15 protein-coding genes are annotated in these 13,011 nt (G+C 57.4%); 11 read left to right on the top strand and 4 right to left on the bottom strand.

Translation table 11 applies throughout. From position 1 onward, the window contains the following. The first annotated feature begins 26 nt into the window (after window positions 1–26). The 5 genes from pth to PFY00_RS04825 all read left to right on the top strand — a co-directional run bounded on the left by pth (window position 27) and on the right by PFY00_RS04825 (window position 3,894). Window positions 27–752: an aminoacyl-tRNA hydrolase gene (gene pth, locus PFY00_RS04845; protein WP_271431371.1), complete on the top strand. Its 726-nt coding sequence runs from the start codon at window positions 27–29 to the stop codon at window positions 750–752. Beyond that, a complete protein-coding gene (locus tag PFY00_RS04840) occupies window positions 749–1,795 on the top strand; it encodes a DUF2332 domain-containing protein (RefSeq protein WP_271431370.1) in 1,047 nt (348 codons plus the stop codon). Before pth ends, PFY00_RS04840 begins: the two co-directional genes overlap by 4 nt. 5 nt (window positions 1,796–1,800) lie before the next feature. Continuing rightward, on the top strand, window positions 1,801–2,949 hold the full coding sequence (locus PFY00_RS04835; RefSeq protein ID WP_271431369.1) for a serine hydrolase domain-containing protein: 1,149 nt from the start codon (window positions 1,801–1,803) through the stop codon (window positions 2,947–2,949). Window positions 2,950–2,955: 6 nt separating this feature from the next. After that, on the top strand, window positions 2,956–3,327 hold the full coding sequence (locus PFY00_RS04830) for a DUF2237 family protein (protein WP_271431368.1): 372 nt from the start codon (window positions 2,956–2,958) through the stop codon (window positions 3,325–3,327). Between the two features lie 75 nt (window positions 3,328–3,402). Continuing rightward, window positions 3,403–3,894, top strand: coding sequence for a hypothetical protein (locus tag PFY00_RS04825; protein ID WP_271431367.1), 492 nt, complete (start codon window positions 3,403–3,405; stop codon window positions 3,892–3,894). A 22-nt stretch (window positions 3,895–3,916) separates the two neighbouring features. On the opposite strand, the gene trpB is transcribed toward PFY00_RS04825, so the two are convergent. The 4 genes from trpB to PFY00_RS04805 form a co-directional block, all read right to left on the bottom strand. Beyond that, window positions 3,917–5,164 carry a tryptophan synthase subunit beta gene (gene trpB, locus PFY00_RS04820; RefSeq protein WP_271431366.1) on the bottom strand — a complete coding sequence of 416 codons (1,248 nt, stop codon included), beginning with the start codon at window positions 5,162–5,164 and terminating at the stop codon, window positions 3,917–3,919. Window positions 5,165–5,264: 100 nt separating this feature from the next. Next, window positions 5,265–6,584: an MATE family efflux transporter gene (locus PFY00_RS04815; protein WP_271431365.1), complete on the bottom strand. Its 1,320-nt coding sequence runs from the start codon at window positions 6,582–6,584 to the stop codon at window positions 5,265–5,267. Window positions 6,585–6,664: 80 nt separating this feature from the next. Further along, window positions 6,665–7,174, bottom strand: a complete 510-nt coding sequence (locus PFY00_RS04810) for a PaaI family thioesterase (RefSeq protein ID WP_271431364.1) — start codon at window positions 7,172–7,174, stop codon at window positions 6,665–6,667. A 3-nt stretch (window positions 7,175–7,177) separates the two neighbouring features. Then, window positions 7,178–7,612 carry a PaaI family thioesterase gene (locus PFY00_RS04805; RefSeq protein WP_271431363.1) on the bottom strand — a complete coding sequence of 145 codons (435 nt, stop codon included), beginning with the start codon at window positions 7,610–7,612 and terminating at the stop codon, window positions 7,178–7,180. A gap of 106 nt (window positions 7,613–7,718) precedes the next feature. Here PFY00_RS04805 and PFY00_RS04800 point away from each other — a divergent pair, with 106 nt between their 5' ends. From PFY00_RS04800 to PFY00_RS04775, 6 genes are all read left to right on the top strand, one after another. Continuing rightward, window positions 7,719–8,093, top strand: a complete 375-nt coding sequence (locus PFY00_RS04800) for a MerR family transcriptional regulator (protein ID WP_271431362.1) — start codon at window positions 7,719–7,721, stop codon at window positions 8,091–8,093. Window positions 8,094–8,341: 248 nt separating this feature from the next. Next, window positions 8,342–8,746, top strand: coding sequence for a MerR family transcriptional regulator (locus PFY00_RS04795; protein WP_271431361.1), 405 nt, complete (start codon window positions 8,342–8,344; stop codon window positions 8,744–8,746). Window positions 8,747–8,776: 30 nt separating this feature from the next. Then, the gene (locus PFY00_RS04790) at window positions 8,777–10,558 is read left to right on the top strand and encodes an acyl-CoA dehydrogenase C-terminal domain-containing protein (RefSeq protein WP_271431360.1); all 1,782 of its coding nucleotides are present in this window, start codon (window positions 8,777–8,779) and stop codon (window positions 10,556–10,558) included. A gap of 54 nt (window positions 10,559–10,612) precedes the next feature. Beyond that, window positions 10,613–10,825 carry a hypothetical protein gene (locus PFY00_RS04785; protein ID WP_271431359.1) on the top strand — a complete coding sequence of 71 codons (213 nt, stop codon included), beginning with the start codon at window positions 10,613–10,615 and terminating at the stop codon, window positions 10,823–10,825. A 16-nt stretch (window positions 10,826–10,841) separates the two neighbouring features. Continuing rightward, on the top strand, window positions 10,842–11,975 hold the full coding sequence (locus tag PFY00_RS04780; protein WP_271431358.1) for an acyl-CoA dehydrogenase family protein: 1,134 nt from the start codon (window positions 10,842–10,844) through the stop codon (window positions 11,973–11,975). Between the two features lie 316 nt (window positions 11,976–12,291). Next, window positions 12,292–12,930 carry a glutathione S-transferase family protein gene (locus tag PFY00_RS04775; protein ID WP_271431357.1) on the top strand — a complete coding sequence of 213 codons (639 nt, stop codon included), beginning with the start codon at window positions 12,292–12,294 and terminating at the stop codon, window positions 12,928–12,930. The last annotated feature ends 81 nt before the right edge of the window (window positions 12,931–13,011 follow it).

Genomic DNA, 13,011 nt, shown 5'->3' with positions numbered 1-13,011 from the left:
GCAATGCCAATCCATGGAGAGCACCCTTGCAGCTATTTGTTGGCCTCGGCAACCCCGGCGGTAAGTATGCCGCAAATCGTCATAACATCGGGTTCATGGCACTGGACCGCATCGCAGATGATCACGGGTTTTCACCGTGGAAGTCGAAGTTTCAGGCGCAGCTGTGCGAAGGACGGCTTGGCAGCGAAAAGGTCATGCTGCTCAAACCTGAAACCTTTATGAACCTGTCCGGTCAGGCCGTTGGCGAAGCCATGCGGTTTTTCAAGCTAACCTCCGAAGACGTGACTGTTTTCCATGATGAGCTGGACCTCGCGCCGTCCAAATGTCGCGTAAAAATGGGTGGCGGCCATGCGGGGCACAACGGTCTGCGCTCTATCCATCAGCACATCGGGCCCGATTACCAACGGGTCCGATTGGGTGTTGGGCATCCGGGGCGCAAAGAACTGGTGGCAGCCTATGTGCTGCATGATTTCCACAAGGCTGATCAGGATTGGCTCGACGACCTGCTGCGCGGGATTTCCGACGGTGCCGCAGCGCTGGCAGCTGGCGATCCCGGCAAGTTCCAGAACGCTGTTGCCTTGCGGGTCAACCCGCCACGGTCGTCAGGGGGCACCAGCAAACCCAGAGAGCCAAAGGCCCAAAAGCAGCCCACAAAACCCGCAAAATCAGCCCCTGAACCCGTCAAGACAGCGCAGCCTGAACAATCAGACACACGCAGTCCTTTGCAAAAGCTGGTCGATAAATTCAAATGAGCGCACTGGCCCAAGCACTGACAGAACAGGCTGGCCATTGCGCAGCACTGGGCAGCCCATTCATGGAACGCTTGTGCCTTTTGCTGGCCCGCAGGCTACGCCCCGGAACCCCACTCACAGATCGGTTGTTCGACTGGACAGGTGACATAGGACCCAAAGGCCAAAGCGTGCCGCTACGCCTATGCGGAGGGTTTCACGCGTTGCGTCTTTTGGACCGTGCCGGATTGGCGGATGTCTATCCTCCGCATGAAACGAGCGACGACGCGCTGTGGAGCGCCATTGAGAACGCGATGCATCGCGAGGCGGTTTTTCTCGATGACTGGCTGAACAACGCGCCACAAACAAACGAAGTGCGCCGTTCCTCCGTTTTGATCGCACTGGGGCAATCGCTGCATGCACGGTTTGGATTGCCGATTGTGACGTCTGAACTGGGCGCCAGTGGCGGGCTCAATCTGCGCTGGGACCGGTATGCGCTGGCCATCGAAACCAAGACCTACGGACCCGAGAATGCGGCCCTGACGCTGCGCCCGGATTGGAGCGGCGCCCTGCCCCCGGAAGGGGCCCCGCAACTCGCACAAAGACGTGGCGTTGACATTGGGCCGCTTGATCCCTCTGATCCCGAGGATCGCTTGCGGCTGTTGGCTTACCTTTGGCCCGATCAACCCCACCGGATCGAACTGACAAAAGCTGCGATTTCGGAAAAACAAGACGTTGTTGATCAGGGCGATGCGATTGACTGGCTCGCCGAGCGATTGGATCCCAAAGCCGGTCATTTGCACCTAATCTACAGCACCGTCGCGTGGCAGTATTTTTCCGCAACGTCACAGGCCCGCGGCGTTGCTTTGATTGAAGCTGCGGGTGACAAAGCCTCAGACGACGCGCCTGTGGCGTGGTTTGGAATGGAAAACGACGGCGGGACACGCGGCGCGGCACTTACACTGCGACTGTGGCCCGGAAACACCCGACTGGATTTGGGTCGCGCCGATTTTCACGGCCGATGGGTCGAATGGACAGGCGCGTTAGAGCGCCTAGGAAAGGATTAACCAAGATGCGCTGGTTCTTTAGGATCGTCATTGCTTTGGCTCTTGTGATCGGAGGGCTGGCGATCTGGAAGAAAGAACAGCTGCTGCGTCTGCATGCGGTCAACACTCTCTTTTCCGAAGAAAAGATCGTGAGCAACTTCAGCAACATGCGCGGCGCATTTCAAACCGCTGAAATCCCAGTCAAAGGAGCCCCCGCCCCCCTCCCCTCGGGTTCTGAAATGGCTTTGCCTGCGGACTGGCAGGAATGGTTGCAAAGGCGTGCGGTGACAGCGGTCGTTGTGGTACAGGACGGCGCAGTCGTTCACGAGGCCTATCACCTCGGTACCAAAGCCGACGATCAGCGCATTTCATGGTCCATGGCCAAGTCATACCTGTCAGCGCTGTTCGGCATTCTAAAAGCGCAGGGCGAGATCGACAGCCTGGACGATCCTGTCACCAAATACGCCCCCTCCCTCAAAGACAGCGCATACGATGGCGCATCAATTCGCAATGTGCTGCAGATGTCCACTGGTGTGGTCTTTGACGAAGATTATCTGGATTTCTGGAGTGACATCAACAAGATGGGTCGCATCCTCGCGCTGGGTGGATCAATGGATGGGTTTGCCGCCGGACTGACGGAAACCGATCAGCCTGCGGGCGATGCATGGCGCTATGTATCGATCGACACGCATGTTCTTGGAATGGTTTTGCGGGGCGCAACCGGTCGCAGCGTTTCCGATCTTCTGGGAGAGCATCTTCTGGATCCCCTCGGCGCCCATGGTAGCCCGCACTACGTCACCGATGGATACGGGGTTGCATTCGTTCTGGGTGGATTGAACCTGACCACGCGTGACTATGCCAGAATGGGTGAACTGTTCCGCCTTAATGGCCAATTCCAAGGCAAACAGATCGTGCCGGAGGACTGGGCCATCGAAAGCACAACTCCATCGGCCAAGACCGAGCCGGGCAAATGGAAATACGGGTACCAATGGTGGATGGCTCAGGATGCACCCGAAGGTGAAATCATTGCCCGTGGTGTCTATGGTCAGTATATCTACATCAATCGGGCAACCGGCACGGTCATCGCTGTAAACGCCGCAGATAGGCAGTTCCGCGAAGACGGCGCCAATGATGACGCTCTGCAGATGTTTCGACGGATAGCCGCGCAAAAGTGAGGAACGATGACTGTAAAGGACCCCTCGATCAACGTTCTGGGTGGCGTCCTGGAAAGCTGTTCCAACGAGCCGGTAACCGGCTTTTTCCGCGATGGTCATTGCAACACCTGCGAGGCCGACAGCGGCAGCCACACGGTATGCGCCGTCATGACAGCCGAGTTTTTGGCATTCTCGAAATACGTCGGAAACGACCTTTCGACACCGCGACCGGAATTTCGGTTTGCTGGCCTGAAGCCCGGTGATCGTTGGTGCCTGTGCGCTGCGCGTTTCCTGCAAGCGCACGAGGAAGGCTGCGCGCCGAAGGTGGCGCTGGCCGCGACGCACAAGCGAGCCCTGGACATTGTTCCGTTGTCTGTTCTCGAAGAAAACGCGGACTAGGCAGGCGACCCCAATCTTGAATTGACCGTCACTGTCATGCATCGTGGTGGCATTGAAATTTATTTTTGGTGCCACATGATTTCCACGCTTCCAACGCCCGTTGCGGCGATCACTTTTTCAGTTCTGTTTTCCGGTGCGGCCATGGCCAACTGCACTTGGTCCATCGGTCAACCGGCCATAACCCAAACGAGCAAGTCGGTTCCGGTCAGCTTTGACGTATCCAGTTGTCCTGAACGGGAAACGGGAGCACAGGCTCATGTGCTGGTCTGTGCATCAAGAACGAATAGCGCCAATGTGACGGCGGAATGCCTCTGGGGCACCAGCACAACACAGACAACCAGCACTCAAACATCCGGATCCGTGGTCATTGGCGGCATGAACCCGCCGGACCTCTACTATGTCTACGTGCTTTACAAATGGATATATCAGCAGCCTCTGAACGGCGGCACCGTTAAATATCGCCCCGTCCGCACACAAGGCGCGCCAATACCACAAGTCATGACACGACCACGCGGCATTTTGAAATCCGCGCCCAAGCAACGTTTGCAACCTGGGCGCAACAACTGACGAAAAGGTCTGGTCTGAGAACCTAGTCTGCGGTTCGTCCTTCGGTGTCGGACATGTCAAAGCCCAGGTGCTTGGCGACGGTGAAGATGTCCTTGTCGCCACGGCCACACATATTCATGCAGATGATGTGATCCTTGGGCAGCTTCGGCGCGATTTTCATGACATGTGCCAAGGCATGTGATGGCTCGAGCGCGGGGATGATACCCTCGGTCTCGCAGCACAGCTGGAACGCTTCCAGTGCTTCCTTGTCCGTAATCGCAACATACTCGGCACGGCCGACTTCGTGCAGCCAGCTGTGCTCCGGCCCGATACCGGGATAATCGAGACCGGCCGAGATTGAGAAACCTTCGAGAATCTGGCCATCGTCGTCCTGAAGAAGATAGGTGCGGTTGCCATGCAGAACGCCCGGGCGGCCACCAGTCAGCGATGCACAGTGTTCCATCTTTTCATTGACGCCCTTGCCACCCGCTTCGACACCGATGATGTTCACGTCCTTGTCGTCAAGGAACGGGTAAAACAGGCCCATCGCATTCGAGCCGCCACCGATGGCGGCGATGATGGTGTCGGGGTTGCGGCCCTCGGCTTCCATCATCTGCTCTTTGGCTTCCTTGCCGATGATCGACTGGAAGTCACGAACCATGGCCGGGTAAGGGTGCGGTCCGGCGACCGTGCCGATGCAGTAGAAGGTGTCGCGCACATTGGTCACCCAATCGCGCAGCGCATCGTTCATCGCGTCCTTCAGCGTTCCGCGCCCCGATGTCACAGGGACAACCTCGGCGCCCAGAAGACGCATGCGGAAAACGTTGGGGGCCTGACGTTCAACATCATGCGCGCCCATGTAAACCACGCATTTCAAACCAAACTTGGCGCAGACAGTCGCGGTTGCGACGCCGTGTTGGCCAGCACCGGTTTCAGCGATGATGCGTGTCTTGCCCATGCGGCGCGCCAGAATGATCTGGCCAAGCACGTTGTTGATCTTGTGCGCGCCTGTGTGGTTCAGCTCGTCCCGCTTGAGGTAGATCTTCGCGCCGCCAAGGCGTTCGGTCATGCGTTCAGCATAGTAGAGCGGGCTCGGACGGCCCACATAATGCTTCCACAGATAATCCATCTCGTCCCAGAAACTCTGGTCGGTTTTGGCCTTCTCGTATTCTTCTTCCAACGACAGGATCAATGGCATCAGTGTTTCGGACACAAAGCGCCCGCCAAAGATACCAAAACGGCCCTTTTCGTCGGGGCCTTTCATGAAGGAATTGAACAGATCATTTGCCATGGCTGCGCCTTTCATCCTGAGCGGGACACAGGTAGCGGGATGCTGGCGCTGGGGCAAGGGGTCGGACAGGCAATTAATGCCAGACAGAACAATAGCGGCATTAAGCCCGACGCGCGGCGCGTTCCAGCGCTGGATACCGCAGCGCAAGTGTGAGCCCGCGCGCAACGAATGAAATGTGCAGCGCCAACCACAACCCATGATTCCCCAAGGGCTCCATCAGCAGCCAGACCGCCATCAGATAGACAAGCGCAGAAAGCGCCATCATGTTGCGCATGTCAGCCGAACGGGTTGCCCCGATAAAGATGCCATCAAACATCACCAGGGCGACCAGCATAACAGGTGCTGCGATCATCCAGGGCAGGTAGACAAGTGCGGCCTGCTGTACAGCGGGGTCTTTTGCCATGACGGTGATCAACCATGGCCCGAGCACCGCAAATGCCAAGGCCATGACAACGGCGAAAACCAACGACCACAGACTGCATAGCAAAGACGCGCGCCGGATGCGCGCCACCGCGCGGGCCCCGAATGCTTTGCCGACCAATGCCTCGGCAGCAAAGGCAAATCCATCCAGCGCATAGCCGACGATATGCAAAAACTGCAGCAGCACCTGGTTGGCAGCCAGTGTCACGTCTCCGAACCGCCCGCCGAGCAACAGGAACGACACGAAAATCACCTGCAACAAGAGCGATCGAATGAGGATGTCGGCGTTGACCACCGCCATGCGGCGAAGCTTTTCGCGGTCAAACACCCGTGGCCAATCCCGCCATGCGGGAACCGAAAACGCGGACCGACACAGCCAAAGCCCCAGCACCAGACCGGACCATTCGGCGATAAACGTCGCAAAGGCCACGCCGTCGACGCCCCAGCCCAGCTGCAAAACAAACAACAGATCCAGGGCGACATTGACGCCATTCATCCATAGCTGAAGGACAAAGACATCGCGGGTGCGTTCCTGGGCAATGAGCCACCCCGTCACGCCATAGATTGCAATCGCGGCAGGCGCGGACCAAATCCTGATCTGCATATAGGCACGCGCAAGCGTTTCGACCTCTGCGCTGGCGGGGCTGACGGCAAAGGCCCCGGCGAAAACCCAGCCCTGCAACAGGATAAGCCCGACACCACCAGCCAAACCAATCATCAGCGCGCGGGTCAGCAGCGCGGCAACCTCTCCACTCTTGCCCTCGCCGGCGGCCTGTGCGGTCAGGCCGACCGTCCCCATCCGCAGAAACCCGAATATCCAATAAACCGCCGAGATTACGACCGCACCGACGCCAACCGCGGCAATCGGTTCGGGCCGCGGTATCTGACCGACCACAGCCGTATCAACAGCGCCAAGGATCGGAACCGTGACATTGGCCAGCAAAATCGGAATCGCAATGCGAAGCACGCGTCGATGGGTGATCGTTTCAGTTTCGGTCATGCCAAATGGCGTCTTTCAAATAAGCCGGTTAATTGCTCCAGCCTTGCCTCATGGGTCATGCAACCCGGACTTTGGCGCAATCAGCTTTTGGGGCGCGGCATCAGAAAATGCGCTGTCGCCTGCGCCATGGGCCGATCCCGGTTGTCTTGCCACGCCTCAGCCTGAACCGACGCATAACGTCTGCCTGACCGGGTGATGCGCGCGCGTGCATATGCATCACGTGGCAGGCCTGATCGCAGGTAATCCACGGTGAAATCAATTGTCTTTGGAAGACGCGGCAAACGCCCTTCTTCGAGCGTTTCGACTTCCAGAACACCGGTTTCGATGTCGTCCCAAAGATAGGACCAGCTCAGCGAAATAAGCGCCGTTACCTCTAGAAATGCGGCGGTGACGCCTCCGTGGATTGCTGGCAGCATGGGATTGCCGATCAACTGATCTGCAAAAGGCAAAACTGCGGTCAGCTCGTCGCCGCGGCGATCAAACTGGATTCCCAGATACTGGATGTATGGCACCCCGCCGGCCAGCGCATGAAGCGCAGCATCGCGGCGTTGCTTGATAACCTGAATCGGTTCGGGCTTTTTGCGTGGCATGGATCAGCCTCCTTCCACGGTGAAGGCACCGGTGGCTGTTGCGACAGGTCGGCTTTCGTCTTCGTCATAGGCGGTTGCGCGCACAAAGGCGACCGAACGGGTGACATGATAACACTCTGCTTTCGCCGTAATGCTCTGTCCCGGCGTTGCCCCGCGCATGTAATCAATCCTCAGATTGATCGTTGCAGTTCCAGCCGGAGACTTCGGATGGGACATGACGGCGGCGCCGCCGCATGTGTCCATAAGAGCAGAAACCGCACCACCGTGCACAACGCCGGTTTCAGGATCACCAATCAGGCGTTCGTCATAGGGCATTGTAATGACCGCAAGCCCGTCACCAATCTGAGTGATTTCCATGCCCAGCGCTTCCGCATGTGGAATCGTCTGAATGAATTGTCGGGCGATGCGGGCTTTCGTTTCGGTCGTGTCGGCTGTCATTTTTGGACTCCTTGCCCTGCTTTATGCTGCGCGGCCAAGCAGGGCGCAAGCCGTGGTTGTCAGCGGCTTACCGAGCGCCTAAAGTTCAATCATCGGAGGGGATGGCATGACGGATCAGCGTCTCAGCTTTAAAGAAATGTGCGCGAAATTCGACGTAACGCCGCGCACGTTACGCTACTATGAGTATATCGAGCTGCTGAGCCCGGACCGAGAAGGCCGGTCAAGGTTCTATGGCCCGCGCGAAGTGGCCCGGATGACGCTGATTCTTCGCGGCCGCAAATGGGGCTTTCCTCTCGAAGACATACGCCAATGGCTTTTGATCTACGAAAAAGAAGGGTCGGAGGCGCAAATGCGTGCTTGGATCGACCTCGCGGATCGGCAGTTGGGTGAATTGGCAGAACAACGCAGTCAGATCGACCAAGCAATCGAAGAGCTGAGCGACTTGCGCAACGAAACCGCCAAGGATCTGGAATCCAGATAAACGCTGTTTTTGTAGGCTAAACCGAGAATCAGACGCCCCGGAAAGTCAGTCGGGATCTGAGTCCGCGTGCCATGCTCCAACCCGGTGCGACAGAAAATTCCAAATTCAGCTGTTTACGCAAATTGATCTTACGTCACCCTGAAAGTGACGTGGCGTATGAGTTACGTCAACAAAATTTCCCATTGTATGATGAGCCTCAAATCCGCACTTCACTCTTTATGAGAGCGTGATCTGTGAGGACTGAGATGATGAGTGAAGACAGAGTAATGACGATCCGTGAAATGTGCGACGCCTTTGACGTGACGCCGCGCACACTGCGTTTCTATGAACAAAAGGAGCTTTTGTTCCCGATCCGTGAAGGCCAGAAACGCCTGTTCACACGGAAAGACAGAGCACGGTTGAAACTGATTTTGCGTGGCAAACGCTTTGGTTTCAGCCTCGAAGAAATCCGGCAGCTGCTCGACCTCTACTATGTAGGCGACCAGCAGCAAACACAGCTCGCCCAGACCTATGCGATTGCTCAGGAGCGGCTGAACGACATGTTGCGCCAGCGCGATGAGCTGAACGTCGCCATCGAAGAGCTGCGTGAACAAATGAAGTGGGGCGAAAAAATGCTCGCCTCGATGAACAACCAAAAGCGCGCGGCGGAATAGGTCGCGCCAAAGAACCGACGGAGTTACTCGATGCCCAGTTACAAGGCCCCGGTCACTGACCAAATGTTTGTTTTGCACGATGTGCTGAAGATCGCAGAGCAGGATGTTCCCGGTTATGACGAACTGGACCGCGAGACAACCGAGGCCATTCTGGACGAAGCTGCCAAGGTTGCGCAGGATGTTCTGGCTCCGCTGAACTCTATTGGTGACACCGAAGGCTGCGTGCTTGAAAACGGCGTCGTGCGCACGCCAACTGGCTTCAAGGCGGCATTTGACCAGATGCGCGAAGGCGGCTGGACTGCCCTTGATTGTGATCCGGAATACGGCGGTCAGGGCCTGCCTTACGTGCTGGCAACAGCCGTGGGCGAACAGTTCTCTGCGGCGAACATGGCCTTCAACATGTATCCCGGCCTGACCCATGGCGCGTATTCGGCAATCCATACGCACGGCTCGGACGCCCAGAAGGAAACCTATCTGCCCAAGATGGTGACCTGTGAGTGGACCGGCACCATGAACCTGACCGAACCGCATTGCGGCACCGATCTGGGCCTGATGCGCACCAAGGCCGTCCCACAGGATGATGGCAGCTACAAAGTGACCGGCCAGAAGATCTTTATCTCTGCCGGCGATCACGACATGTCGGACAACGTCATTCACCTCGTCCTTGCCAAAATCCCCGGTGGCCCCGACGGCATCAAAGGCGTTTCTCTGTTCATCGTGCCCAAGTTCATCGTGAACGACGACGGCTCGGTCGGAGAGCGCAACGCTGTTTCTGTCGGCAAGATCGAAGAGAAAATGGGTATCCACGGCAATTCGACCTGCGTGATGAACTACGACGAAGCCACAGGCTACCTGCTGGGTCAGGAACACAAGGGCATGCGCGCGATGTTCACGATGATGAACGAAGCCCGCATCGGCGTTGGCCTGCAGGGCTATGCCCAAGCGGACGTGGCGTTCCAGAACGCGCTGGAATACGCCAAGGACCGTTTGCAGGGCCGCGATGTCACCGGCGTCAAAAACCCGGAGGGACCTGCCGATCCGCTGATCGTGCATCCTGATATTCGTCGCAACCTGATGGACCAGAAAAGCTTTGTAGAAGGCGCCCGCGCCTTCGCGTTTTGGGGCGCATCGCTGATTGATCGGGCACACAAGCTGGAAGACGATGCAGCGGACGGGCTGATTTCGTTGATGACCCCGGTCATCAAGGGTTTCCTGACCGACAAAGGCTTTGAGATGGCGACCAATGCCCAGCAGGTCTACGGTGGTCACGGATACATCGAAGAATGGGGCATGTCGCAGTTCGCACGCGATGCACGCATCGCGATGATCTACGAAGGCGCCAACGGCGTGCAGGCGCTTGATCTTGTCGGGCGAAAGCTCGGCCAGGATGGTGGCAAGCATGTGATGGCGTTTTTCGAAATGGTCAAAACCTTCATTGCCGAGAACAAGGGACAGGACGCCGATTTTGACGCCCAGTTCATTGAACCGCTCAAGAATGCGTCCAAAGATCTTCAGGCGGCAGGCATGTATTTCATGCAGAACGGCATGAAGAACCCGAACAACGCCTTGTCCGGCTCGTACGACTTCATGCACCTGTTCGGGCACGTTTGCCTTGGCTTGATGTGGTCCAAGATGGCTCTGGCGGCCAAGGCACGTCTCGAGGCTGGCGGTGGCGATGACGACTTCTACCAGACCAAGATTGCGACCGGCCGCTATTACATGGCCCGCCAGTTGCCCATGACTGCGACACACTTGTCGCGCATCCAATCGGGTGCAGAACCGGTGATGGCGCTGGAAGCGGCAAACTTCTAAGCTGCTGGGCGGGGCCGATGCCCCGCCCTTTTTCCATCTGCCCGGAGTTTCACTATGCCCAAACGTTTTCGTCTGACGCGGCGTTTTCCTGTTGCCATGACCGAAGATGGGTATCGTGGCCTCAAGCGTTTCGCCACGGAGGCGGGGCTGGATGAGGGAGAGGCTTTGTCTTTTCTCTTTGAGAATTTTGAAAGTGTAACGGACGACGAAGTGCTCGCAGTCAAACTGCGGCAGTTCAATTCCGATTTGGAAGCGCGCAAGCGCTGAAGGAGAGACCCATCCAATGACGTGGATGACCGAAGAACACGCCATGCTGGGCGAAATGACCGCCAAGTTCATCGAAGAGCAGTGGCAACCGCATTTTGAACGCTGGCGCAAACAGGGGCAGATGGACCGCGACACCTGGGGACAGGCCGCCGAACTGGGCCTCTTGTGCCCCTCTGTTCCAGAAGAATACGGCGGCCTCGGGGGTGACTTTGGACATGAAGCCACGATCCTGATCGAAGCCTCACGCGCCAATCTCGCCAGTTGGGGGCACGGCATCCACTCCGGGATCGTCGCGCACTACATTCTGGCCTATGGAACCGAAGACCAGAAAAAACGCTGGTTGCCCAAGATGATTTCAGGCGAAATGGTGGGCGCTTTGGCCATGACCGAGCCCTCGACCGGCTCAGATGTGCAGGCCATCAAGACCCGCGCCCTGCGCGAGGGCAACGCCTACCGGCTGTCCGGCCAGAAGACCTTCATCACAAACGGCCAGCATGCAAACCTGATTGTAGTCGCCGCCAAGACCGACCCATCCGAAGGTGCAAAAGGTGTGTCGCTGGTTGTTGTGGAAACTGATGGCGCCGAAGGCTTCCAACGCGGGCGCAATCTGGAAAAAATCGGCTGCCATGCAGCGGATACATCCGAGTTGTTCTTTGATAATGTCGAAGTCCCGCCTGAGAACGTTCTGGGCCAGCAAGAAGGTCAGGGGTTCTACCAGATGATGCAGCAACTGCCGCAGGAGCGCCTGATCATTGCCTGCGGCGCGGTTGGCGCAATCGAAGGCGCGGTTGAACGAACTATAGCCTATTGCAAGGAACGCGAAGCCTTTGGCGGCCCGCTTACACAATTCCAGAACACCCGCTTCAAACTTGCGGAATGCCAGACCAAGGCAAAGGTCGCCCGCGCATTTCTGGACGACTGCATGGCAGAGCACTTGCAGGGAAAATTGACCGTGGAAAAGGCGGCCATGGCAAAATACTGGCTAAGCGACACGCAAGGCGAAGTGCTGGACGAATGCCTTCAGTTGCACGGCGGTTATGGCTTCATGCAGGAATATGCCATCGGTGAGATGTGGACCGACGCCCGCGTGCAGCGCATCTATGGCGGAACAAATGAAATCATGAAGGAGCTGATTGCGCGCAGCTTGTGAACGAGCGCTATTCCGCGGGCTTTGGAATTGAGTATTTCAGCAGAGAAGAAACAGGGGCGATGCGCCTCGGGTCCAACCGCAGGACTGCGTCGCATCCCCCTGTCTTGCCCGGACCTTTGGTGAGATCGGGTCTTCTCCTCTGGCGGTCATCGGCTCTCCAGCCTGTACCGCGTTGTCACAATGGCGGCATTAACCTTAATGCCCGGTTACCAGAGAAGCCGATTTGCTGTTTCTTCTCTGTGCAAATACGTCCGGGGGTGTGGGGGCTGGCCCCCACGGCTCACCGGATCACACGCGCCTTGGGAGGGGCAAACACATGACCATGAAACTCTATTGCTTTGGTGAATCGGGCAACGCCTACAAGGCCGCTCTGCCTTTGTCTCTGTCCGGGCTCGAGTGGGAGGCCGTCAAAGTCGATTTCTTCGCAGGCGAGACCCGAACGGCTGAGTATCGTGACACGGTCAATTCCATGGGAGAGGCGCCGGTCCTGCTGGATGGCGATACCAAAATCAGCCAGTCTGGTGTCATTCAGATGTATATCGCCGAAAAGTCCGGGAAATTCGGCGGACAGACTCCCGAGGACGCCCGAGAAGTGATGCGGTGGATGTTCTGGGACAATCACAAGCTAAGCTCACAAGCTGGCATGACCCGTTTTCTGATGAACTTTCTGCCAGAAGACAAACGCCCTGCTGACGTCATCGGTTTTATGCAAGGACGCTTGAAGGCGGCCTATCAGGTACTTGATGCCCATTTGGACGGCCGGGAATGGATTGTCGGCTCGGGTCCCACCAACGCTGACTTTTCTTGCTGCGGTTATCTTTTCTACCCTGAACCCTTTGGGTTCGAGCGCAAGGAATGGGCCAACATCGACCGTTGGCTTGGCAATATCGAACACTTGGATGGCTGGAAACACCCCTACGATCTGATGCCAGGCAGTCCGGCTGATCGGGGTTAGCACAGCCATGCGGGGGTGTGACGTTACGAAGTTTACGTATGACGCCCCAACGTCACCCTTGCGCGAGTGGGGTGTGATACC

Origin of the sequence: Thalassococcus lentus (genome assembly GCF_028023555.1) — a bacterium.
GTDB lineage: Bacteria > Pseudomonadota > Alphaproteobacteria > Rhodobacterales > Rhodobacteraceae > Thalassococcus_A > Thalassococcus_A lentus.
This window is presented reverse-complemented; position numbering and strand designations above follow the sequence as displayed.